The organism is Streptomyces sp. NPDC007084, from assembly GCF_040703595.1.
In the GTDB taxonomy this organism is placed as follows: domain Bacteria; phylum Actinomycetota; class Actinomycetes; order Streptomycetales; family Streptomycetaceae; genus Streptomyces.
Map to the genome: position 1 here is coordinate 337,260 of NZ_JBEYFY010000002.1, position 23,159 is coordinate 360,418.

Here is a 23,159-nt window from a genome sequence, read left to right on the forward strand (position 1 = left end):
CGGAGATCGGTAACCGTACCGGCACCGGACGCGCTGGCGCGCCGCCTTAGCTGGGCCGGGACCGTGTCGCGTCCCCACCCCCCTTCCCGGTCCCGCTCACCAACCGGTCGAGGTACTCCCGCCCGGCCCCCAACAGCCCCTCCAGCGGTGCCGCCGACTCGTACCACCGCTTCTCGTACTCCCAGCACAGCCAGCCGTCCAAGCAGCCGTTCCGGACGAGGGTGTCGACGCACGCGGCCAGGGGGAGGACGCCCGCGCCGAGGGGGAGCGGGGTGGTGTCCTCGGCGGAGGCGATGTCCTTCACCTGGGTGTAGCCGAGGAAGGGGGACAGGGCGGGGTAGGTCTCGGCGGGGTCCTCGCCGCCCAGCCAGGTGTGCATCACGTCCCACAGCGAACCGACGTGGTGGTGGCCGACCTTGCCGAGGACCCGGATCGCGTCGGCGCCGGTGCGGTGCGAGTCGTGCGTCTCCAGCAGGACGCGTACGCCGAGGCCGGCGGCGTACTCCGCGGCGGCCCCGAGCCGTCGTGCCGCCCTCGCGTCCGACTCCTCCGTATCCGCCCCCGGGTCACCGCCGGGGAAGACCCGGATGAACGGGGCGTTCAAGTCCCTGGCCAGGCGCAGGAGTTCACGTATCTCCGCCAGTACCGGCGCGTCCTCGCCCGGCGCCGCGACCCGCGCATACCCGGCGACCCCGAGCACCTCGATCCCGGCCGCCGCGAACTTGGCCGCCACGGCAGCCCGTTCGTCCGCGCCGATCCCGGGATGCACGGGCTCCTCGGGGTGCGCCCGCAGTTCCACCCCCTGATAGCCGTGCGCCACGGCAAGCTGGACGACATCCGCGACGGGCAGCCCGGGCACACCGAGAGTGGAGAACGCCAGTTTCATGGGCGGGACCCTACGTCCTGCGCGGCGGCCGACCAAGGCCTCGCCCGGGACGCCGGGAAGCCCCTCCAGGGCGCCGGAAAGCTCCTCCAGGGCGCCGGGGGGAGTGTCATCCCCGGGGAGCCCCGCTGGACCCCCGCACCATCAACTCCCCCCGCACCGTGGCGATCCCGCCCGGCGGCGGCTCCTCGCGGCCCATGGCGACCCGGCCCGCCCGCGCACCCGCCTCGGACAGCGGAAGTCGTACGGTCGTCAGGGCCGGTACCGCGTCGACGCTGAACGGCAGGTCGTCGAAGCCCACCACGGACACGTCCTCCGGGATGCGCAGCCCGGAGTCGCGCAGCGCCGCGCAGGCACCCAGCGCCACCGTGTCGTTCGCGGCGACGACAGCGGTCAATTCCGGTTCACGGCGCAGGAGTTCGAGGGTCGCCTCGTAACCGGAACGGCGGTCGTAGCGGCCGTGCACGGTCAGCCGCGGAGCGTCCTCGACACCCTGCGCGGCGAGCGCGGCCCGGTGTCCCTCCAGCCGGTGACGCGTCGTCGTCCGCTCCTCGGGGCCCGCGATGTAGCCGAGCCGCCGGTGACCGAGGCCGAGCAGATGGCCGGTGAGCTGCCGGCCGCCGCCACGGTTGTCGAAGGTGAGCGCGATCGCCTCCGGCGCGTCCGGCATGGGCGGCCGTCCGCACAGCACCACCCGGGTCCCCGCCTCCGCCAGCCGGCGCAGCTTCGCGGCGACGGCCGCGGCGTGCCCCGCGTTCTCGATCGCCCCGCCGGTGAGGACCACCGCTGCGGCGCGTTGGCGCTGAAGGAGCGTGAGGTAGGTGAGTTCGCGCTCCGGGGAGCCGCCGGTGTTGCACACGACCCCGAGCCGCTCCCCGCCCGCGCGACCCCCGGGACCGCCGATCTCGGACTGGATCGCGGCGGCCATGACCCCGAAGAAGGGGTCGGCGATGTCGTTGACCAGGATGCCGACGAGGTCGGAGGTCGCGGCGGCCAGGGAACTGGCGGGACCGTTCAGCACGTAGTCCAGCTCGTCCACCGCGCGCAGCACCCGCTCCCGGGTCGCGGAGGCCACGGGATAGTTCCCGTTCAGCACGCGCGACACCGTCGCGGGAGAGACCTGCGCGCGGGCCGCCACGTCCGCCAGGGTCACCGTCATCTCGTCGTCCTCCGGTCATTCCGGTCGCGCGTCCCGCCACACCTCGTCGTGCGGCGGTCACATCGTCCTGCCGTACCTCGTCGTGCGGCGGTCGAGCCGTCCCGCCGTACGGCGGTTACGTCCTCGTGCGGCGCCGTGCGGCGTCCTGCCATGTCACGCCCCGCGGCCGAGCCAGAGGTCCAGGCTTCAGGGGGCAAGCTCCAAGCCCCGAGGTCCAGCCGCGAGGCCCAAGCCCCGAGGTCCAGGGCCCGTGCAGACCTTACGACCCCCACAACCACCCGGCCGCCCCGAACAACTCGCCCCCGAGACACCCTTGTCCCGACCAGTGCACAGAGGCTAGCTTCTCCCCGCATAGAAAGCGCTTGCTGTCACGCTCTTGCCGAGCGGGCGCGGCGCCCGACGCGTACGAAGGGAACGACGTGACACGCAAGACGGTGCGTATCGCCATGAACGGCGTGACGGGGCGCATGGGCTACCGCCAGCACCTCGTCCGCTCGATCCTCGCCCTGCGCGAGCAGGGCGGACTCGACCTGGGCGACGGCACCGTGCTGTGGCCCGAACCCGTCCTCGTCGGCCGCCGCGAAGCCGCCCTGCGGGCCCTCGCCGAGCGGCACGGCCTCGACCACTGGTCGACCGATCTCGACGCGGTCCTCGCCGACCCGGACGTCGAGCTGTACTTCGACGCCCAGGTCACCTCCGCCCGCGAGGAGGCGCTGCGCAAGGCGATCGCCGCCGGCAAGCACGTCTACACCGAGAAGCCGACCTCCACCGGCCTCGAAGGCGCCCTCGAACTCGCCCGCCTCGCGCACACCGCCGGCGTCAAGCACGGCGTCGTCCAGGACAAGCTCTTCCTCCCCGGCCTGCTCAAGCTCAAGCGGCTGCTGGACGGCGGCTTCTTCGGCCGTGTGCTGTCGGTGCGCGGGGAGTTCGGCTACTGGGTCTTCGAGGGCGACTGGCAGCAGGCCCAGCGCCCCTCGTGGAACTACCGCTCCGAGGACGGCGGCGGCATCGTCGTGGACATGTTCCCGCACTGGGAGTACGTCCTGCACGAGCTGTTCGGCCGGGTCACCTCGGTGCAGGCGCTCACCGCCACCCACGTGCCGCAGCGCTGGGACGAGCGGGACAAGCCCTACGACGCCACCGCCGACGACGCCGCCTACGGCATCTTCGAGCTGGAGGGCGGCGCGATCGCCCAGATCAACTCCTCCTGGGCGGTACGCGTCAACCGCGACGAACTGGTGGAGTTCCAGGTCGACGGCACCGAGGGATCGGCCGTCGCCGGACTGCGCAACTGCCGGGTCCAGCACCGCGCCACGACCCCCAAGCCCGTCTGGAACCCGGACATCCCGGCCACCTACTCCTTCCGCGACCAGTGGCAGGAGGTCCCCGACAACGCCGAGTTCGACAACGGCTTCAAGGCCCAGTGGGAGCTGTTCCTGCGGCACGTCTACACGGACGCCCCCTACCACTGGGACCTGCTGGCCGGCGCCCGCGGAGTGCAGCTCGCCGAACTGGGCCTGAAGTCCTCGGCCGAGGGCCGCCGTCTCGCCGTACCGGAGATCACGCTGTGACCATCCGACTCCCCGGCGCCGACGGCCGCCCGCGCACCTACGAGCCGCGCACCGACCCCCTCGCCGTCCTCCCCGGCGGCGCGCCCCTCGTCTCCCGTACCGTCTTCTCGGCCGCGCACGTCGTCGCCGATCCGTACGCCGACGTCTCGCCCGGCGGGCCCGCCGCCGTCGACTGGGACGCCACCCTCGCCTTCCGCCGCCACCTGTGGTCCCACGGCCTCGGGGTCGCCGAGGCGATGGACACCGCGCAGCGCGGCATGGGCCTGGACTGGCCGTCCGCCGCCGAGCTGATCCGCCGCTCCGCCGCCGAGGCCCGCGCCGCCGGCGGCGCCATCGCCTGCGGTGTCGGCACCGACCAGCTCGACGGCCCCGCCACTCTCGCGGAGGTCCGGGCCGCGTACGAGGAACAGCTCGCCCTCGTCGAGGAGTCGGGCGCCCAGGCGATCCTGATGGCCTCCCGCGCGCTCGCGGCGACGGCCGGCGGACCCGAGGACTATCTCGACGTCTACGGCCACCTGCTCCGCCAGGCCGCCGAGCCGGTGATCCTGCACTGGCTCGGCCCGATGTTCGACCCGGCCCTGGAGGGCTACTGGGGCGCGGACCGCCTCGACGCGGCGACCGAGGTGTTCCTCCAGGTCATCGCCGCTCACCCGGACAAGGTGGACGGCGTCAAGGTGTCCCTGCTGGACGCCCGCCGCGAGGTCGAACTGCGCCGCCGCCTCCCGGACGGCGTCCGCTGCTACACCGGCGACGACTTCAACTACCCCGAGCTGATCGCGGGCGACGAGCAAGGCTTCAGCCACGCCCTGCTCGGCATCTTCGACCCGCTCGGCCCGGTCGCCGCACAGGCCGTACGCGTCCTGGACACCGGCGACGCCAAGGGCTTCCGCGAACTCCTCGACCCCACCGTGGAGTTGTCCCGCCACCTGTTCCAGCCCCCGACCCGCTTCTACAAGACCGGTGTCGTCCTGCTGGCCTGGCTCGCCGGTCACCAGGAGCACTTCACGATGGTCGGCGGACTCCAGTCGGCCCGCTCCCTGCCGCACCTCGCCCGCGTCTACGAACTGGCCGACGGGCTCGGCCTGTTCCCCGACCCGGAGCGCGCCGAGACCCGGATGAAGAGCCTGCTGGCCGTCTACGGGGTGACCTCGTGAACGGCCTCGACCGGTTCTCCGTCAACCAGATGACGGTCAAGCAGCTCTCCCTGCCCGACCTCGTCAAGTCCTGCCTGGCGCTCGGCGTCCGAGGGGTCGGCCTCTGGCGCGAACCCGTCCGGGCGTACGGCGTCGGGGCGGCGGCCGCACTGGTCCGCGACGCCGGTCTGACCGTGACCACGCTGTGCCGGGGCGGCTTCCTCACCGCCCTCGACCCGGCCGAGCGGGCGGCGGCCCTGGACGACAACCGCGCCGCGGTCGACGAGGCCGCCACCCTGGGCACGGACACCCTGGTCCTGGTGTCGGGCGGACTGCCGGCGGGCTCGAAGGACCTGCGCGGCGCCCGCGAGCGGATCGCCGACGCGCTCGGCGAGCTGGGCCCGTACGCCGCCGCGCGGGGCGTGCGTCTCGCCATCGAACCGCTGCACCCGATGTTCGCCGCCGACCGCTGCGTGGTCTCCACCCTCGCGCAGGCCCTCGACCTCGCCGAACGGTTCCCCGCCGAACAGGTGGGCGTCGCCGTCGACACGTACCACCTCTGGTGGGACGACACGGCGCCCGCGCAGATCGCCCGCGCGGGCGCCACCGGCCGCATCCACACCTTCCAGCTCGCCGACTGGACGACGCCGCTGCCCGAGGGCGTCCTCAACGGACGCGGTCAACTCGGCGACGGCGCGATCGACTTCCGGGAGTGGCGCGGGTACGTCGAGGCGGCCGGGTACACCGGGCCCGTCGAGGTGGAACTCTTCAACGACGCCCTGTGGGCCCGCGACGGCCACGAGGTGCTCGCCGAAACGGCGGTCCGCTTCCTGGCGCACGCCGTCTGACCAGCGGTTCCGGCCCCCGGGAAAAAAACTTCGGAAGTCCGTGCAACCCTTCCCGCACTTGGCGGGTCGTACTTGGCATCAGGACACCTGGGGGGGATCTGGGGGGATCGCGGGGTTCTGATACGGAGGGGAAACCCGAGGGGCTCGGTCGACGGACCGGGCCCCTCGAAACATTTCCGCCGAGCCCGCCCCGGACGCGCTCGCCGCGAGCGGCGCCCGCCGTTCGCCGGTCGCTGCCCGCCCTTTCCCGGGCACCGCCCGCGCGTGTCACCGCCGCGAGGCCGGGAGAACACGCCAGGTCGGAAGAGCGCGCCCGGTCGGAAGAACGCGCCCGGTCGGAAGACCACGCCGGGTCAGAAGAACACCCCACACCGCAGCAGCACGTTCGCGTACGGCGTGGCCTCGCCCGTGCGGACCACGAGGCGCGCGGTCGCCGCGAGGGACTTCAGCTCCTCGTGGCCGACCAGTTCGAGGCCGGGCAACCGGGTCTCCAGCAGCTCTGCCGCCGCCGGATTCGCCCCGCGTATCTCGCGTGCCGCCGTGCCGCCCTCCGCCACCAGTTCGGCCAGCAGCCCGTCCAGTACCTCCGCGAAGGACGGCACGCCCGCCCGGAACGCCAGGTCGACCAGGCGCGGCCCCGCCGGGACGGGCAGCCCCGCGTCGCACACCAGCACCCCGTCCCCGTGCCCCAACTCGGCGATCGCGCCCGCCAGATGACGGTTCAGGATTCCGGCCCGCTTCACCGGGCGGCCACCTCCTCGGCGGTCGGGAAGGACTCCTGCGCCCCGGCCCGGGTGACCGCGACCGCCCCGACCCGCGCCGCGTACCCGGCGGCCTCCGTCAGGGACTCGCCGCGCCCCAGCCGCCAGGCCAGCGCGGCGGTGAACGCGTCACCCGCGCCCGTCGTGTCCACGGCCTCGACCGGCACCGACGGGACCCGGACCCGGGCGCCCGCCCGCTCCGCCACCAGCGCGCCCGCCGCACCCAGCGTGATCACCACCGAACGCGGGCCGAGCGCGAGCAGCGCCCTCGCCCAGTCCTCCGGGGAGTCCCCGAGGCCGTCACCGGCGATCACCCGCGCCTCGTGCTCGTTCACGATCAGCGGGTCACAGGCGGCGAGCACCTCGCGGGGCAGCGGGCGCGGCGGCGACGGGTTCAGTACGAACCGGCCGCCGTCCGCGAGACTCCGTACGACCTGGACGACCGTCTCCAGCGGGATCTCCAGCTGGGCCGACACCACCCGGGACGCCTGGAAGAGGCTCCCGGCGGCCCGTACGTCCTCGGGGGCGAGGCGGCCGTTTGCGCCCGGGGACACCACGATGCTGTTGTCCCCGGAAGGGTCCACCGTGATCAGCGCGACGCCGGTCGGGGCGCCGCCGACGAGCACGCCGACCGTGTCGACACCGGCCGCGCGCTGCGCGTCCAGCAGCAGCCGGCCGTGCCCGTCGTCGCCGACCCGCGCCAGCAGCGCCGTGCGCGCCCCGAGCCGGGCGGCGGCGACCGCCTGGTTGGCGCCCTTCCCGCCCGGGTGGACGACGAGGTCGGAGCCGAGCACCGTCTCGCCCGCGGCCGGCCGCCGTTCGACCCGGACCACCAGATCGGCGTTGGCCGATCCCACGACCAGAAGGTCGTAGTCGTACATGAACTGTCTCCCTGCGCAGATGAGTCGAGGACGGGTGGGTCGAGGTCGGATGGGCGAGTGAGCGGAGGTCGGGTGGGTCGGGCCGGGGTGCGTGAGGACGCCGGCGCGGCCGGGGGACGTGAGGCCGGCGTACGTGAGGACAGGTCCGGCGGCCGGCTCGTCCCGCCCGCCGGACCCGGCCCGGTGTCAGCTCCGGACCCACCGCGGTGCCAGCCGCCGAACTCGTCCCCGTGTCAGCCACCGGACTCCCCCCGAGGTCAGCCGCCGAACCCGGCGACGTTCTCCTTCGTGACGACCTTCACCGGCACCTTCACCGTCTCCTGGACCTTCTTGCCCTCGGCGGCCCGCAGCGCGTTGTCCACCGCGATCCGGCCCAGCTCCTTGGGCTGCTGGGCGACGGACGCGTACAGCGTGCCCGCGGAGACCGCCTTCAGGCCGTCGGGGGTGCCGTCGAAGCCGATGACGGCGACGGACTTGCCGGCCTTGGCGCCGAGGGCCTTGACCGCGCCGAGCGCCATCTCGTCGTTCTCGGCGAAGACGCCGTCGATGTCGGGGTGCGCCTGGAGCAGGTTCGTCATCACGTCGAGGCCCTTGGTGCGGTCGAAGTCCGCGGGCTGCCGGGCGACCACCTTGATGCCCGGGTAGGCCTTAAGGCCGGCGGCGAAACCGGACCCGCGCTCGCGGCTCGCGGAGGTGCCGGCCAGACCCTGGAGGATCACGATCCTGCCCTTGCCGCCCAGCTTCTCCGCCAGCGCCTTCGCGCCCAGCTTGCCGCCCGCGATGTTGTCGGAGGCGACCAGCGCGGCCGTCTTCGCCTTGTTGACGCCCCGGTCCACGCCGACGACGGGGATGTCCGCCTTGTTCGCGGCGCGCACCGAGGGGCCCGCCGCGTCCGAGTCCACCGGGTTCACGATGATCGAACCGAGCCCCGAACTGGTGAAGTTCTGGAGCTGGTTGGCCTGCTGCGAGGCGTCGTTCTGCGCGTCGGTGACGGTCAGGTCCACCCCGCGCTTCTTCGCCTCCTGCTGCGCGCCCGCCCTGATCTGCACGAAGAAGGGGTTGTTCAGCGTGGACAGCGACAGACCGACCTTCTGGGTGGCCGAGGTGGACGAGCCGCCGTGCACGAAGGACATCGCGCCGACGACCGCCGCCGCGACCACGGCCGCGATCACATACGTCGCCGCCTGCTTGCGCCGGTCGCCGCCCGAGGCGCCCCCGGCCGCCGGAGCCGCCCCCGCCTTGCGCCGCACGGTGTCGAGGAGCACGGCCAGCGCGATCACCACACCGATGACGACCTGCTGCCAGAACGCCGACACGGACAGGAGGTTGAGGCCGTTGCGCAGCACCGCGAGGATCAGCGCGCCGACGAGCGTGCCGGACGCCTTGCCGGTGCCGCCGGCCAGCGAGGCACCGCCGATGACGACGGCCGCGATGGCGTCGAGTTCGTAGCCCTGCGCGGCCTGGGGCTGCGCGGAGGAGAGCCGGGAGGCGAGCACGATGCCCGCCGCGGCGGCGAACAGCCCGGACAGGGCGTAGATGGCGAGCTTCTGCTTCCTGACGCGCAGACCCGACAGACGCGCCGCCTCCTCGTTGCCGCCGATCGCGTACATGGAGCGGCCGATGTACGTACGGCCCAGGACGAGCGCGGTCAGCAGGCCCATGACGACCATGACGAGGACCGGCACCGGCAGCCAGCCGCCGAGCGTGTCCCCGAGGTGCGAGACCGAGTCGGGGAAGGCGATCGGGCTGCCCTGGGAGATCACCAGGGACAGACCGCGGCCCACCGACAGCATGGCGAGCGTCGCGATGAACGGCGGCAGCTTCCCGTACGCGATCAGCACGCCGTTGACCAGGCCGCAGGCGATGCCGGTGGCGACCGCGAGGAGCACGGCGATCCAGACCGGTATGCCCTCCGAGGTGGCCGTCCAGGCGAGGACGGTCGCCGACAGGGCGGCGACCGAGCCGACCGACAGGTCGATGCCCGCCGAGACGATGACGAAGGTCACGCCGAAGGCGAGGATGGCGGTGACGGCCGCCTGGACGCCGATGTTCAGCAGGTTGTCCGTCGTCAGGAAGTCCCCGGACAGGGCCGACATCGCGATGACGAGGACGATGAGCGCGGTGAGCGCCCCGTTGTCGAGCAGGAGGCGGCGGACCGCGGAGGCGCCGCCCGCGCCCGCTGTGCTCGGTTGCGTGTCAGTGGCCACGGGGGGCCTCCTTGTCGTTCTCGTTCTCGTTCTCGTGGTCTTGGCCGTGGCCGTGGTCGTTCCGGTTCTCGTCCGCGGTCCGGTGCGCGGGGGAGGGGGTGCGCCCGTCCGCGTGCTGCCGCGCGGCGGTGGGGGTGCTGACGGCCAGGGCCATCACGGCGTCCTGGGTCGCCTGGCCGGCGCCGAGTTCGCCCGCGATCCGGCCCTGCGCCATCACCAGGACCCGGTCGCTCATGCCGAGCACCTCGGGCAGGTCGCTGGAGATCATCAGGACGGCGGCACCGGCGGCCGTCAGTTCGTTGACGAGCTGGTAGATCTCGACCTTGGCGCCGACGTCGATCCCGCGCGTCGGCTCGTCGAGGATCAGCACCTTGGTGTCGGCGAGCAGCCACTTGCCGATGACGACCTTCTGCTGGTTGCCGCCGGACAGGGTGCGCACGTGCTGGCCGAGTCCGGCCATCCGGACGCCGAGCTGCTTCGCGATCCGCGCGGCGGCGGTGCGCTGGCCCTTGAGGTCGACGAGTCCGCCGTGCGTCGCGGAGCGCAGCGTGACCAGGCCGAGGTTCTCCTCGACGGAAGCGTCCAGGACGAGCCCCTGGCCCTTGCGGTCCTCGGGCACCAGCCCGATGCCCGCCTCCAGCGCCGCGTTCACGTCACCCCGGCGCAGGCCGGTCCCGGCGACCTTCACGGACCCGCTGTCGTAGGGGTCGGCGCCGAAGACGGCACGGGCCACCTCGGTACGCCCCGCCCCCACGAGTCCCGCGATGCCGACGACCTCACCGGCCCGCACCTCGAAACTCACGTCGTGGAACACCCCGTCCCGGGTCAGCCCCTCCACGATCAGCAACGCGCTTCCGGTGTCCGGCCGTTCGCGCGGGTACTGCTGTTCGATGGAGCGGCCGACCATCAGCCGGACGAGTTCGTCCTCGGGCGTGGACGCGGGCACCTGGCCGACGCTGCGGCCGTCGCGGATGACCGTGACCCGGTCGCCGAGGGCGGCGATCTCGTCCAGGTGGTGGGTGATGAAGACGACGCCGACGCCGTCCTCGCGCAGCCCGCGCACGATCCGGAAGAGCTTGTCGACCTCCTCCGAGGTGAGTACGGCGGTCGGCTCGTCCATGATCAGGACGCGTGCCTGCAGGCTCAGCGCCTTGGCGATCTCGACCATCTGGAGCCGGGCGACGCCCAGTTCACGCACCCGGGCACGCGGGGACACGTCGACGCCGACGCGCTCCAACAGCTCCGCCGCGTCCGCCTCCATCCGCTTGCGGTCGATCAGCCCGAGGCGGCGCGGCTGCCGGCCCAGGAAGATGTTCTCGGCGACCGTGAGATCGGGGACCAGGTTGAACTCCTGGTAGATGGTGGCGATCCCGAGCCGCTCGGAGTCCTGCGCCCCGTGGATGCGCACCTCCTCGCCGTCGACGAGGATCCGCCCCGCGTCGGGACGGTAGGCGCCGGAGAGCATCTTGATCAGCGTGCTCTTGCCCGCGCCGTTCTCGCCGAGCAGCACGTGCACCTCACCACGGCGCAGATCGAAGTCGACACCGTCGAGCGCGACCACCCCGGGAAAGGTCTTGCGTATGCCCTCGATACGCAACAACTCCCGGTGCCCACCCACGAACACGCCCTGATCACTCACGACTGACTCCTTCGTACGGGGGACTGGGCGGCGGGGGACTGGGATGCGGGGGCCCGCGGTGCCGCGGGTTGCCGAGCGGGGGCGGACCGCACGGGGGCGGACTGCGCGGGTGCCTGCCGGGGTGCGGCCTCGCCGGGCTCCTGCCCGACGGCCACCGACTCGCCGGGGCCCTGCCCGGCACCCCCCGGCTCCCCGCAGGAGCGGCGGACGACGAGGCGGGCAGGGAGGGTGACGGACCGGGGGGTCCGTCCCTCGATGCGGTCGATCAGGGCGCGCACCGCCGCCCGGCCCAACTCGCCCGTCGGCTGGGCGATCGCGGTGACCGGCGGATCGGTGTGCACGAACCACGGGATGTCGTCGAACGCGGCGAGCGCGATGTCCTCGGGGACGCGCAGCCCGCGCGCGCGGACCGCGTCCAGCGCGCCGAGCGCCATCAGGTTGTCCGCGGCGAAGACGACCTCGGGCGGCTCGGCCAGGTCGAGGAAACCCTCGGTGGCGCGGCGCCCGCTCTCCGCCTGGAAGTCGCCCTGCCCGATGTAGGCGTCGGGCAGCGCGATCCCGTACGCGGCGAGCGCCTCGCGGAAGGCCTGGACGCGCTCGCTGCCGGTCGTGGTGGCGGCGGGCCCGGCGATGATGGCGAGCCTGCGGTGGCCGAGCCCGTGCAGATGGGCGACCAGGTCCCGGACGGCCGCGCGTCCGTCCGCCCGGACCACCGGCACGTCCAGGCCGGGGAGCCAGCGGTCCACGAAGACCATCGGCGTGCCCGCGCGGGCGGCGTCCAGCATGCCGGGGGAGCCGCCGTCGGTGGGGGAGACCAGCAGGCCGTCGATACGCCGGTCCAGCAAAGTGCGTACGTGGTGGTCCTGGAGGTCGGGCCGCTCGTCGGCGTTGCCGATGATGACGCTGTAGCCGAGCGCGCGGGCCTCCTCCTCGACGGAGCGGGCCAGTTCGGTGAAGTACGGGTTGAGCACGTCGCTGATGACCAGGCCGAGCGTGCGGGTCTGGTCGGTGCGCAGGGAGCGGGCGACGGCGTTCGGGCGGTAGCCGAGGCTCCGTACGGCGGCCAGCACGCGGGCGCGCGCCTCCTCGCTGACCGACGGATGGTCGTTCAGCACCCGCGAGACCGTGGCGACGGACACGCCTGCCTCGGCGGCAACGTCCTTGATGCTCGCCATCGTCGCTCCACCTCCTCGTGGAATCGATTACACGGAGGATTGGAATCGATTACACGGGCGTCGGGCAACCCCCCGGACCCATCCCGCAACCGGATCGTGATGAACGGGAGGAGGAGAGCGGGGCGACAGCGCCCGCCGGATCAGGCAGGCCCGTCTCCCGGGCCGCCCGCCCCGTTCGGGCGGGGTTGTCCACAGCCGCGGCGGGGCTGTCGGAGGCGGGCGGTACCGTCGGATCATGTCCAAACCGGCGGGGGCAGAGCAGCAGGGCGAGCGGCGGCTCGCCACGCTGGAAGGCGTGCTCGAACGCATCACGTATGCCAACGAGGAGAGTGGTTACACGGTCGCCCGGGTCGACACCGGCCGCGGCGCCGGCGACCTGCTGACCGTCGTCGGAGCGCTCCTCGGCGCGCAGGTCGGCGAGTCGCTGCGGATGGAGGGCCGCTGGGGCTCCCACCCCCAGTACGGCAAGCAGTTCACGGTGGAGAACTACACGACGGTCCTCCCCGCCACCGTCCAGGGCATCCGCCGCTATCTCGGCTCCGGGCTCGTCAAGGGCATCGGCCCGGTCTTCGCCGACCGCATCACCCAGCACTTCGGGCTCGACACCCTGCGGATCATCGAGGAGGAGCCCAAGCGCCTCATCGAGGTCCCCGGCCTCGGCCCCAAGCGCACCGGGCGTATCGCCGACGCCTGGGAGGAGCAGAAGGCGATCAAGGAGGTCATGCTCTTCCTCCAGACGGTGGAGGTCTCCACCTCGATCGCGGTGCGCATCTACAAGAAGTACGGCGACGCGTCGATCTCCGTCGTGAAGAACCGGCCCTACCGCCTGGCGGCCGACGTCTGGGGCATCGGCTTCCTCACTGCCGACAAGATCGCCCGGTCCGTCGGCATCCCGCACGACAGCCCGGAGCGCGTCAAGGCCGGCCTTCAGTACGCGCTGTCCCAGTCCACCGACCAGGGCCACTGCTATCTCCCCGAGGAGCAACTGATCGCGGACGCGGTGAAGTTGCTCCAGGTCGACACCGGCCTGGTCATCGAGTGCCTGGCCGAGCTGGCCGCCCCGGCCGAGGAGGGCGAGGACCCCGGGGTGGTCCGCGAGAAGGTGCCGGGCCCGGCCGGCGGCGAGCCGGTGACCGCCGTCTATCTGGTGCCCTTCCACCGCGCCGAGCTGTCCCTCGCCGCCCAGGTGACCCGCCTGCTGCGCACCGACCGCGACCGGATGCCCGGCTTCCGTGACGTGGCCTGGGACAAGGCGCTCGCCTGGCTGAAGGGGCGTACGGGCGCGGAGCTGGCCCCCGAGCAGGAGGCGGCCGTCCGGCTCGCGCTCACCGAGAAGGTCGCCGTGCTCACCGGCGGCCCGGGCTGCGGCAAGTCGTTCACCGTCCGCTCGATCGTGGAGCTGGCCCGCGCCAAGCGCGCCAAGGTGGTCCTCGCCGCGCCCACCGGCCGGGCGGCGAAGCGGCTGTCCGAGCTGACCGGAGCCGACGCGTCCACCGTGCACCGCCTGCTGGAGCTGAAGCCGGGCGGCGACGCGGCGTACGACAAGGACCGCCCGCTGGACGCCGATCTGGTCGTCGTGGACGAGGCCTCCATGCTCGACCTGCTGCTCGCCAACAAGCTGGTCAAGGCGGTGCCCCCGGGCGCGCACCTGCTTTTCGTGGGCGATGTGGACCAGTTGCCGAGCGTCGGCGCCGGCGAGGTGCTGCGCGACCTGCTCGCGGAGCGCGGCCCCGTCCCGGCGGTCCGGCTCACCCGGGTCTTCCGCCAGGCCCAGCAGTCCGGCGTGGTGACCAACGCGCACCGGATCAACTCCGGGCAGCACCCGCTCACCGACGGCATGAAGGACTTCTTCCTCTTCGTGGAGGACGACACGGAGGAGGCGGGCCGGCTCGCGGTGGATGTGGCGGCCCGCCGCATTCCGGCCAGGTTCGGCCTCGACCCGCGCCGCGACATCCAGGTCCTCGCGCCGATGCACCGCGGCCCGGCGGGCGCCGGCCATCTCAACGGCCTGTTGCAGCAGGCCATCACCCCCGGCCGCCCCGACCTCGCCGAGAAGCGTTTCGGCGGCCGCGTCTTCCGGGTCGGCGACAAGGTCACCCAGATCCGCAACAACTACGAGAAGGGTGAGAACGGCGTCTTCAACGGCACGGTCGGCGTCGTCACCTCCCTCGATCCGGTCGAGCAGCGCCTGACGGTGCGCACCGACGAGGACGAGGAAGTGGCCTACGAGTTCGACGAACTGGACGAGCTGGCCCACGCGTACGCGCTGACCATCCACCGCTCCCAGGGCAGCGAATACCCGGCGGTGGTGATCCCGGTCACCACCAGCGCGTGGATGATGCTCCAGCGCAATCTGCTCTACACGGCGGTGACCCGCGCCAAGAAGCTGGTCGTCCTCGTCGGTTCGCGCAAGGCGATAGGCCAGGCGGTGCGTACGGTGTCGGCGGGACGCCGGTGCACGGCCCTGGACTTCCGGCTCTCCGGCGCCCGGCCGGAAGCTTCTCCGGCCCCCGAAGCGGGGGAACGCAAAAAATGATCGATCAAATGAGTCACGAAGGTCACAGAGACCTTCCAGATGCGCGGCGGACGGGGCAGGATGAGCAGGTTGGCGGCACTGAGTGCCGCCAATAGGCCCAATGGTCGACCCCGAGTGCACTCTCCAGGGCCAAATGGGGGATGGTAGAGACAGTCAGGGCACCTCGAAGAAGAGGCACAACGTCGGTGAGGGATGACGTGAGCGACAACTCTGTAGTACTGCGGTACGGCGATGGCGAGTACACCTACCCGGTGATCGACAGCACCGTCGGCGACAAGGGCTTCGACATCGGCAAGCTCCGAGCCCAGACCGGTCTGGTGACGCTGGACAGCGGGTACGGCAACACCGCCGCCTATAAATCCGCGATCACCTATCTCGACGGTGAGCAGGGCATCCTCCGGTACCGCGGTTACCCGATCGAGCAGCTTGCCGAGCGTTCCACCTTCCTTGAGGTGGCCTACCTGCTGATCAACGGCGAGCTTCCGGACATCGACGAGCTCTCCACCTTCAAGAACGAGATCACGCAGCACACCCTGCTGCACGAGGACGTCAAGAACTTCTACCGCGGCTTCCCGCGCGACGCCCACCCGATGGCGATGCTGTCGTCGGTCGTCTCGGCGCTGTCCACCTTCTACCAGGACAGCCACAACCCGTTCGACGAGAAGCAGCGCAACCTCTCCACGATCCGGCTGCTCGCGAAGCTGCCCACGATCGCGGCGTACGCGTACAAGAAGTCGATCGGCCACCCCTTCGTCTACCCGCGCAACGACCTCGGGTACGTGGAGAACTTCCTGCGCATGACCTTCTCGGTCCCCGCGCAGGAGTACGACCTCGACCCCGTCGTCGTCTCCGCCCTCGACAAGCTGCTCATCCTGCACGCGGACCACGAGCAGAACTGTTCGACCTCCACCGTGCGTCTGGTCGGTTCCTCGCAGGCGAACATGTTCGCCTCGATCTCCGCCGGCATCTCCGCCCTGTGGGGCCCGCTGCACGGCGGCGCCAACCAGTCGGTCCTGGAGATGCTGGAAGGCATCCAGGCCAACGGCGGCGACGTCGACTCCTTCATCCGCAAGGTGAAGAACAAGGAGGACGGCGTCCGCCTGATGGGCTTCGGCCACCGGGTGTACAAGTCCTTCGACCCGCGCGCGAAGATCATCAAGGCCGCCGCGCACGACGTGCTGTCCGCTCTCGGCAAGTCCGACGAGCTGCTGGACATCGCGCTCAAGCTGGAGGAGCACGCGCTCTCCGACGACTACTTCGTCTCGCGCAACCTCTATCCGAACGTCGACTTCTACACCGGCCTGATCTACCGGGCCATGGGCTTCCCGACCGAGATGTTCACGGTCCTGTTCGCCCTCGGCCGGCTGCCGGGCTGGATCGCCCAGTGGCACGAGATGATCAAGGAGCCCGGCTCCCGCATCGGCCGCCCCCGCCAGATCTACACGGGTGTCGTCGAGCGCGACTTCGTGCCGGTCGAGAGCCGCTGACACCGTCACGAGCCGGCCGGGCCCCGTCCGCGGGGCCCGCTGAGCCCGTGTCCGGAGCGCCCGCCCGCCGGGTTCCGTACGCGGAGGCCGGGTCTGCTGAGGTCCGGGCCCCTTGAGGCCCAGGCCTGCCGAGGTCCGGACAGAGAACAGCAAAACGGAAAGCGCCCTGCTACTGGTCCCCCCACGGGCCGGCAGTCAGGGCGCTTTCCTTGTCCCGGTGCGGATTCCCCCCACGGGATCCGGCCGGGCGTCTATGGGACAGCGCCTGAATCGCTGTGTGCCGGCACGAGGCCGACGGTGAGCACGGCGAGCGGAACTCGTCATGCCACGGTGGTGCGTTGTGTGGTGCTCGTGTTACGGGCGGTGCGTTGCGATCTGCCGGGACCCGTACGGATCGGGAGGGCCGCTCAAAGCTCCCCGCTGTACGCGCCCCGGCGACGCAATTTCCGGGAACGTCCCCCAAGACATCCCCAGATGTCAGTCACGCCCCCCAAGACGCTTCTGACATCGCCAACTTAGACTCACGAACCCCTTCGATGGTTACGTTCACATCACTGTGATCTGCGTCTCTTGCATATGTCCTGAAGTTCGGCAAGAGCCCCGATACGGGAATCGAGGTCCCAGCGTAAGGAAGATGCGCGAGCCTTGTGAAGAGCTTATGTGAGGCTGCCGTTGGACTCTAGGGGGACTCTTAACTCCGTCGTCACGAGAATGCGCGGAGCCGCAGGCTGTTCGTCACCACGAACACGGACGAAAAGGCCATCGCCGCCCCCGCGATCATCGGGTTCAGCAGCCCGGCGGCGGCCAGCGGCAGCGCGGCCACGTTGTAGCCGAACGCCCAGACCAGGTTCCCCCGGATCGTGGACAGGGTCCTGCGGGCCAGCCGGATCGCGTCCGCCGCCACCCGCAGGTCCCCGCGCACCAGCGTCAGATCACTCGCCTCGATCGCCGCGTCCGTGCCGGTGCCCATCGCCAGGCCCAGGTCGGCGGTGGCGAGCGCCGCCGCGTCGTTGACCCCGTCGCCCACCATGGCGACGCTGCGCCCCTCGGCGCGGAGCCGCTCGACCACGGCCACCTTGTCCTCGGGCAGCACCTCGGCGAACACCCGGTCCACGTCGATGCCGACCGCCCGCGCCACCGCCTCGGCGACCGCCCGGTTGTCCCCGGTGAGCAGGACCGGCGTGAGCCCGAGGGCCCGCAGCTCGCGTACGGCCTCGGCGCTGGTCTCCTTGATCGTGTCCGCGACGGTCAGGACGCCCACCGCCGCGCCGTCCAGGGTGACCACGACGGCCGTACGCCCGTCCGCCTCGGCGGTGTCCTTCGCGCGGGCCAGCTCGTCCGGGAGCGGGCCCGGGAACCGGCCCACGGTGACCTCGTGGCCCTCGACCCGGCCGCGCACCCCCCGGCCCGGCACGTTCTCGAAGTGCTCGGGTGCCGGAAGGTCCCCGGCGCGCTCCCGGGCGCCCGCCGCCACGGCCCGGGCCACCGGGTGCTCGGAGGCGTGTTCGAGGGCTCCGGCGAGCCGCAGCAGGTCCCGTTCGGCGGTGCCGTCGGCTGCGTACACCTCCTGGAGGCTCATCCGGCCGGTCGTGACCGTGCCGGTCTTGTCCAGGACGACGGTGTCGACGCGCCGGGTGGACTCCAGGACCTCGGGGCCCTTGATGAGGATGCCGAGCTGGGCGCCCCGGCCGGTGCCGACCATCAGGGCGGTCGGGGTGGCGAGGCCCAGCGCGCACGGGCAGGCGATGATCAGCACCGCGACGGCGGCGGTGAACGCGGCGGCCGGCTCGCCGGTGACCGCGATCCAGACCGCGAAGGTGCCGAGCGCGATGAGCAGCACGACGGGCACGAAGACCCCGGAGATCCGGTCGGCGAGCCGCTGCACCTCGGCCTTGCCGTTCTGCGCGTCCTCCACCAGCCGGGCCATCCGCGCGAGCTGGGTGTCGGCGCCGACCCGGGTGGCCTCCACGACCAGCCGGCCCCCGGCGTTCACCGTGGCGCCGGTGACCGTGTCCCCGACGGTCACGTCCACCGGTACGGACTCGCCGGTCAGCATGGAGGCGTCGACGGCCGAGGCGCCCTCGACCACCGTGCCGTCGGTGGCGATCTTCTCGCCGGGCCGGACGACGAAACGGTCCCCGACGGCGAGCCTGGCCACCGGGACCCGTACCTCGCGGCCGTCCCGCAGGACGGTGACGTCCCGGGCGCCCAGCTCCATCAGGGCCCGCAGCGCCGCTCCCGCGCGCCGCTTGGAGCGGGCCTCCAGATAGCGGCCGAGCAGGATGAGGGCGACGACCCCGGAGGCGACCTCCAGATAGAGCGTGGATGCTCCGTCGGTACGGGAGACGGTGAACGTGAAGCTGTCGCGCATGCCCGGCATGCCCGCGTCGCCGAAGAACAGTGCCCACAGGGACCAGCCGAACGCGGCGAGGGTGCCGACCGAGACCAGGGTGTCCATGGTGGCGGCGCCGTGCCGGGCGTTGGTCAGGGCGGCCCGGTGGAAGGGCAGTCCGCCCCAGACCACGACGGGCGAGGCGAGCGTCAGCGCGAGCCACTGCCAGTTCTCGAACTGGAGCGGCGGGATCATCGACAGCAGGACGACGGGGAGCGCGAGCAGCGCGGAGACGGTGAGCCGGCCGCGCAGGGCGGCCGTCTCGGGGTCCTCGTCGGCGGCGGCCGGCGCGGGCTCCTCCGGTTCCGGCGGCGGGGGCTCCTCGGCGGTGTAGCCGGTCTTCACGACGGTGGCGATCAGATCGGCGACCTGTACCCCCTGGGGGTACGAGACGCGGGCCTTCTCCGTCGCGTAGTTGACGGTGGCGGTGACCCCGTCCATGCGGTTGAGCTTCTTCTCGACGCGGGCCGCGCAGGAGGCGCAGGTCATCCCGCCGATCGTCAGCTCGACCTGGGAGGTCGGCCGGCCTGCTATATCGGGTGGTGCGGTGGTCATCATCCGGCTCCCGGAATCAGCCGGGCCGCGCGGAGCCGGTATCAGCCGGTCGGCGCGGCCCGGTGCGGAGGAGAGGGGGGCGGACCGCTGGGTCCTGTCACCGCCGGGCGGGCGGGGACGGGGCTGCCTGGTCCGGGCCCGGGCGGGCGGAGACGGGCCTACGGGGCCTCGGACCGGGCGGCGAGTTCGAAGCCCGCCTCGTCCACGGCGGCGCGGACGGCGGCCTCGTCGAGCGGGGCCTCGGAGACGACGGTGACCTCGCCGGTCGCCGCGACGGCCTTCACCGAGCCGACACCGGGGATCTCGCGGATCTCGCGGCTGACGGAGCCTTCGCAGTGCCCGCAGCTCATTCCGCTCACCTGGTAGACGGTGGTGACGGAACCCGGGGTGTCGGTCTGGGCGGTCATGGCGTGCTCCTCGCTGCGGCGTGTGCTGCGTACAGGTGCGGAAGGGGACTCCGGGAACCCAGGGTTCCCTCCGACTCTCACCAGACTATACCCCTAGGGGGTATGAATCCAAGCGACCTCGGGGTGGACCGGCGCCGGGGGCGGCGGGGCTGGGCTCAGGGAGCGGCGGGACTCAGGGGGCGGTGGTGACGCCGTCCCCGAGGAGGGGTTCCAGATAGCGGTACATGACCGTCTTCAGCTCCGTGACGTACGCGTCCCGCTCGGCGCCCTCGTGGGCCATGATCAGCGTGAGGCCCGCCTTGAAGAGCATGAGCGTCATGCTCGCGACACGGCCGCGCTCGTCGGCCGGCCTGTCGGGCAGGCGGGTCCCGATCAGGTCCTCCACCCGGGTGAGGATCGCGCCGTGCAGGGTGCTGATCTCCTCGACGATCCGCCCCGGCGTGTCGGGGGCGTGCATCAGGACCCCGAAGGCGGGGTTCTCCACGTTGAACGCGATCAGCGGGTCGAGCACCGCGTCGAGCATCCGGTCCAGCGGGAGGCTGGTGTTCACCGCGGTGAGCGCCTCGCCGTGCGAGGTGGCCCAGTGCTCCAGCAGCCGGTCGCTGAGGCCGATCGCGATCGCTTCCTTGTTCGGGAAGAACTGGTAGAGCGTGCCGGGGGAGACCCCCGCCTCGCGTGCGATCGCGTTGGTGCTCGCCCCGGTGTAACCGGTCTGGCAGAACACCGAGGCCGCCGCTTCCAGGAGCTGGGTGATCCGCCGCTCGCCGCGGGCCTGGCGGCGGCGCGGCTTCTCCTCGGCGCGCTCCTGCGGGGCCGGTGACTCCTCGGTCTGCTGATTCTCGGGCACGGGTTATCCCCAGCTTCTCGGGACGCGATTGACAAACACGAGCGGTCACTCGCATTCTTGGAAAACGCGAGCGCAGACTCGTGTTTGCCAATTCTATGGCAAGGGGCGACTCATGCTGCCTGCACGGATGCGGGCCATCAGGGTCAGGGTGAAGGGGACACCGCATCATGTCCGACGTCAACAGCACGGGTGACGGGCCCGGAGCGCACCCCCGCGAGGGGACACGCGAGGTCACGGACCCGGGCGCGGACACCGGCCCGGCGGCGCGTACGGGTGGGAGCGGGGACGCGGGCGGGGGAGACGCGGGCGGGAGCGGAGGCGCGGGCGGGAGCGGAGGCGCGGGCGGGAGCGGAGGCGCGGGCGGGAGCGGAGGCGCGGGGACCGGCGGCAGCGGTGCGCGGCTCGGCGGCTGGACCCGGTTCGTGACCGCGCGGCCCCGCCTCTCCCTGCTCCTCGCCCTGCTGGTCACCGCGCTCGCCGTGGTCGCGGGCAGCGGGGTCGCCGACCGGCTGGGCAGCGGCGGCTGGGAGGACCCGACCGCCGAATCGACGTACGCGACCAAGGCGCTGGAGCGGGAGTTCCCCGCCTCCCAGCCCAACCTGCTGCTCCTGCTGGACGCGGGCGCCTCCTCCGTGGACGACCCGGCGGTCACCGCCGAGGCCAAGCGGATCACGGCACGGCTGGCCGCCGAGCCCGGCGTCACCGGCGTCGGCTCCTACTGGCAGTCCGGTTCCCCCGCGCTCAAGGCCCGGGACGGGCACGAGGCGCTGATCGCCGCGCGGATCACCGGCGAGGAGACGGCCGCCGCCGACACCCTGGACCGCGTCGCGCCCGCCTACCGGGGCAGGAGCGGGCCCGTCGAGGTCGAGATCGGCGGACCCATCGCCGTGCGGCACGAGATGCAGACGACCATCCGCGAGGACCTCACCCGCGCCGAGCTGATCGCCCTGCCGGTGACCCTGCTGCTGCTCGTCATGGTCTTCGGCAGCGCGATCGCGGCCCTGCTGCCCCTCGGGGTCGGCATCTTCGCGATCCTCGGCACCAACGCCGTGCTCCGCGGGCTGACCGAGGTCACCGACGTCTCGGTCTTCGCGATGAACCTGACGACGGCCCTCGGCCTCGGCCTCGCCATCGACTACGCCCTGTTCATCGTCCGCCGGTTCCGCGAGGAGCTGGCCGCCGGCGCCGCACCCCGCGCCGCCGTCGGCACCACCCTGCGCACCGCCGGGCGCACGGTGCTCTTCTCCTCCCTCACCGTCGCCGTGTCCCTGGCCGCGATGCTGCTCTTCCCGCAGTACTTCCTGCGCTCCTTCGCCTACGCCGGCATCGCCGTGGTCCTGCTGGCCGCCGGCGCCGCCCTGATCCTGCTCCCGGCGGCCCTCGTGCTCCTCGGCCACCGGGTCAACTCCCTGGACCTGCGGCGCCTGTTCCGCCGCGGCGCGCCCCGGCCCGCCGACGGCGGGGCCGCCTGGGGCCGGATGGCCTCCCTCGTGATGCGCAGGGCGCCGCTGTTCGCGCTGGCCACCACCGCCGGTCTCATCGTCCTCGGACTGCCCTTCCTGGGCGTGAAGTTCGGCACGGCCGACGACCGCCAGCTGCCCTCGACCGCCGAGTCCCACGTCGTGCAGCAGCACATCCGGGACGGCTTCCCGGGCAGCCCCGGCGGCGGTCTGGAAATCCTGGCCGAGGGCCCGGCCACCGCCACCCAGTACGCCGAGTACGGGAAGCGGATCGCCGCGCTGCCCGAGGTGCGCCGGGTGGACGGACCCCTGGTGCGAGGGGACGCGGCCTACTTCACGGTGCAGCCCAAGGGCGAGGCCGTGGACGAGGACGCCCAGCATCTGGTGGGTGAACTGCGCGCCACGGACGCCCCGTTCGACACCTCGGTTACCGGCACGGCCGCCGTCCTCGTCGACTCCAAGGACGCGATAGGCGACCGGCTGCCCTGGGCCGCCGCGTTCATCGCGATCGTCACCCTGCTGCTGGTGTTCCTGCTGACCGGCAGCGTGCTGATCCCGGTACAGGCCGTGCTGCTCAACGCGCTCAGTCTGACCGCGATGTTCGGCGCGGTGGTCTGGGTCTTCCAGGACGGCCATCTCTCCGGCCTGCTCGACTTCACCAGCTCCGGTTCCATCGAGACGACGCTCCCGGTCCTGATGTTCTGCGTCGCCTTCGGCCTCTCCATGGACTACGGCGTGTTCCTCCTCTCCCGCATCAAGGAGGAGTACGACCACACCGGCGACCACCGGGAGGCGGTCCGCTTCGGACTCCAGCGCACCGGCGGGCTCATCACGGCCGCCGCCGTCATCCTCGCGGTCGTCATGGTCGCCATCGGCACCTCGCGGGTGGCCAACACCAAGATGCTCGGCCTGGGCATCGCGCTCGCCGTCCTGATGGACGCGATGGTCGTCCGCAGCCTGCTGGTCCCGGCGGTGATGCGGCTCACCGGCCGCGCCACCTGGTGGGCACCCGGACCGCTGCGCCGCTTCCACGACCGGTTCGGCCTGAGCGAGGGGGAGCCGGCCACCGCGATACCGGCAGCGGCACCGGGCGCGACACCGGCCCCGGCACCCGACTCCGCTTCCGAGGCCGCCTCTGCCTCTGCCTCCGCCGGGGAGCCGGGGGCCGGCCGTGACCCGGTGGACGCGCGTTAGCGTTCCCCGCGGAAGGTCGTCTGC

At 72.4% G+C, this 23,159-nt stretch carries 16 protein-coding genes; 6 read left to right on the forward strand and 10 right to left on the reverse strand.

What is annotated here, in order from left to right:
- Positions 1-46: 46 nt before the first annotated feature.
- Positions 47-886, reverse strand: a complete 840-nt coding sequence (locus tag AB0912_RS03365) for a sugar phosphate isomerase/epimerase family protein (RefSeq protein WP_366696218.1) — start codon at positions 884-886, stop codon at positions 47-49.
- 106 nt (positions 887-992) lie between these two features.
- Positions 993-2,042: a LacI family DNA-binding transcriptional regulator gene (locus AB0912_RS03370; RefSeq protein WP_366696219.1), complete on the reverse strand. Its 1,050-nt coding sequence runs from the start codon at positions 2,040-2,042 to the stop codon at positions 993-995.
- A gap of 419 nt (positions 2,043-2,461) precedes the next feature.
- Between AB0912_RS03370 and AB0912_RS03375 the strand changes: the two genes are divergently transcribed.
- The 3 genes from AB0912_RS03375 to AB0912_RS03385 are packed head-to-tail and all read left to right on the forward strand — an operon-like array spanning position 2,462 to position 5,594.
- On the forward strand, positions 2,462-3,613 hold the full coding sequence (locus AB0912_RS03375; RefSeq protein WP_366696220.1) for a Gfo/Idh/MocA family oxidoreductase: 1,152 nt from the start codon (positions 2,462-2,464) through the stop codon (positions 3,611-3,613).
- Positions 3,610-4,767, forward strand: coding sequence for a dihydrodipicolinate synthase family protein (locus tag AB0912_RS03380; protein WP_366696221.1), 1,158 nt, complete (start codon positions 3,610-3,612; stop codon positions 4,765-4,767). Before AB0912_RS03375 ends, AB0912_RS03380 begins: the two co-directional genes overlap by 4 nt.
- Positions 4,764-5,594: a sugar phosphate isomerase/epimerase family protein gene (locus AB0912_RS03385; RefSeq protein ID WP_366696222.1), complete on the forward strand. Its 831-nt coding sequence runs from the start codon at positions 4,764-4,766 to the stop codon at positions 5,592-5,594. The genes AB0912_RS03380 and AB0912_RS03385 overlap by 4 nt, the downstream gene beginning before the upstream one ends.
- A 353-nt stretch (positions 5,595-5,947) precedes the next feature.
- Here AB0912_RS03385 and rbsD read toward each other — a convergent pair whose 3' ends face one another.
- From rbsD to AB0912_RS03410, 5 genes are all read right to left on the reverse strand, one after another.
- Positions 5,948-6,337, reverse strand: a complete 390-nt coding sequence (gene rbsD / locus AB0912_RS03390) for a D-ribose pyranase (RefSeq protein WP_366696223.1) — start codon at positions 6,335-6,337, stop codon at positions 5,948-5,950.
- Positions 6,334-7,236 carry a ribokinase gene (locus tag AB0912_RS03395; protein ID WP_366696224.1) on the reverse strand — a complete coding sequence of 301 codons (903 nt, stop codon included), beginning with the start codon at positions 7,234-7,236 and terminating at the stop codon, positions 6,334-6,336. The genes rbsD and AB0912_RS03395 overlap by 4 nt, the downstream gene beginning before the upstream one ends.
- A gap of 257 nt (positions 7,237-7,493) precedes the next feature.
- Positions 7,494-9,443: a substrate-binding domain-containing protein gene (locus AB0912_RS03400; RefSeq protein WP_366696225.1), complete on the reverse strand. Its 1,950-nt coding sequence runs from the start codon at positions 9,441-9,443 to the stop codon at positions 7,494-7,496.
- The gene (locus AB0912_RS03405) at positions 9,433-11,082 is read right to left on the reverse strand and encodes a sugar ABC transporter ATP-binding protein (RefSeq protein ID WP_366696226.1); all 1,650 of its coding nucleotides are present in this window, start codon (positions 11,080-11,082) and stop codon (positions 9,433-9,435) included. Before AB0912_RS03405 ends, AB0912_RS03400 begins: the two co-directional genes overlap by 11 nt.
- Positions 11,079-12,257: a substrate-binding domain-containing protein gene (locus AB0912_RS03410; protein WP_366696227.1), complete on the reverse strand. Its 1,179-nt coding sequence runs from the start codon at positions 12,255-12,257 to the stop codon at positions 11,079-11,081. Before AB0912_RS03410 ends, AB0912_RS03405 begins: the two co-directional genes overlap by 4 nt.
- Positions 12,258-12,492: 235 nt before the next feature.
- Between AB0912_RS03410 and AB0912_RS03415 the strand changes: the two genes are divergently transcribed.
- Together AB0912_RS03415 and AB0912_RS03420 are read left to right on the forward strand one after the other, a co-directional pair.
- A complete protein-coding gene (locus tag AB0912_RS03415) occupies positions 12,493-14,793 on the forward strand; it encodes an ATP-dependent RecD-like DNA helicase (protein ID WP_366696228.1) in 2,301 nt (766 codons plus the stop codon).
- 197 nt (positions 14,794-14,990) lie between these two features.
- Complete coding sequence (locus tag AB0912_RS03420) at positions 14,991-16,280, forward strand: citrate synthase (protein WP_366696229.1); 1,290 nt, start codon at positions 14,991-14,993, stop codon at positions 16,278-16,280.
- Positions 16,281-16,983: 703 nt separating this feature from the next.
- On the opposite strand, the gene AB0912_RS03425 is transcribed toward AB0912_RS03420, so the two are convergent.
- From AB0912_RS03425 to AB0912_RS03435, 3 genes are all read right to left on the reverse strand, one after another.
- Positions 16,984-19,227 carry a heavy metal translocating P-type ATPase gene (locus AB0912_RS03425; RefSeq protein WP_366696230.1) on the reverse strand — a complete coding sequence of 748 codons (2,244 nt, stop codon included), beginning with the start codon at positions 19,225-19,227 and terminating at the stop codon, positions 16,984-16,986.
- Between the two features lie 158 nt (positions 19,228-19,385).
- The gene (locus AB0912_RS03430; protein WP_366696231.1) at positions 19,386-19,634 is read right to left on the reverse strand and encodes a heavy-metal-associated domain-containing protein; all 249 of its coding nucleotides are present in this window, start codon (positions 19,632-19,634) and stop codon (positions 19,386-19,388) included.
- Between the two features lie 172 nt (positions 19,635-19,806).
- On the reverse strand, positions 19,807-20,481 hold the full coding sequence (locus tag AB0912_RS03435) for a TetR/AcrR family transcriptional regulator (RefSeq protein WP_366696232.1): 675 nt from the start codon (positions 20,479-20,481) through the stop codon (positions 19,807-19,809).
- 167 nt (positions 20,482-20,648) lie between these two features.
- Between AB0912_RS03435 and AB0912_RS03440 the strand changes: the two genes are divergently transcribed.
- Positions 20,649-23,135 (forward strand): MMPL family transporter, encoded by a 2,487-nt coding sequence (locus tag AB0912_RS03440; protein ID WP_366696233.1) that lies wholly within the window; start codon positions 20,649-20,651, stop codon positions 23,133-23,135.
- The last annotated feature ends 24 nt before the right edge of the window (positions 23,136-23,159 follow it).

What these genes read in the sequence shown, in the direction of transcription:
- AB0912_RS03365 (WP_366696218.1), bottom strand. Translation starts at nt 886, where the DNA reads ATGAAACTGGCGTTCTCCACTCTCGGTGTGCCCGGGCTGCCCGTCGCG.
- AB0912_RS03370 (WP_366696219.1), bottom strand. Translation starts at nt 2,042, where the DNA reads ATGACGGTGACCCTGGCGGACGTGGCGGCCCGCGCGCAGGTCTCTCCC.
- AB0912_RS03395 (WP_366696224.1), bottom strand. Translation starts at nt 7,236, where the DNA reads ATGTACGACTACGACCTTCTGGTCGTGGGATCGGCCAACGCCGATCTG.
- AB0912_RS03410 (WP_366696227.1), bottom strand. Translation starts at nt 12,257, where the DNA reads ATGGCGAGCATCAAGGACGTTGCCGCCGAGGCAGGCGTGTCCGTCGCC.
- AB0912_RS03415 (WP_366696228.1), top strand. Translation starts at nt 12,493, where the DNA reads ATGTCCAAACCGGCGGGGGCAGAGCAGCAGGGCGAGCGGCGGCTCGCC.
- AB0912_RS03425 (WP_366696230.1), bottom strand. Translation starts at nt 19,227, where the DNA reads ATGACCACCGCACCACCCGATATAGCAGGCCGGCCGACCTCCCAGGTC.
- AB0912_RS03430 (WP_366696231.1), bottom strand. Translation starts at nt 19,634, where the DNA reads ATGACCGCCCAGACCGACACCCCGGGTTCCGTCACCACCGTCTACCAG.
- AB0912_RS03440 (WP_366696233.1), top strand. Translation starts at nt 20,649, where the DNA reads ATGTCCGACGTCAACAGCACGGGTGACGGGCCCGGAGCGCACCCCCGC.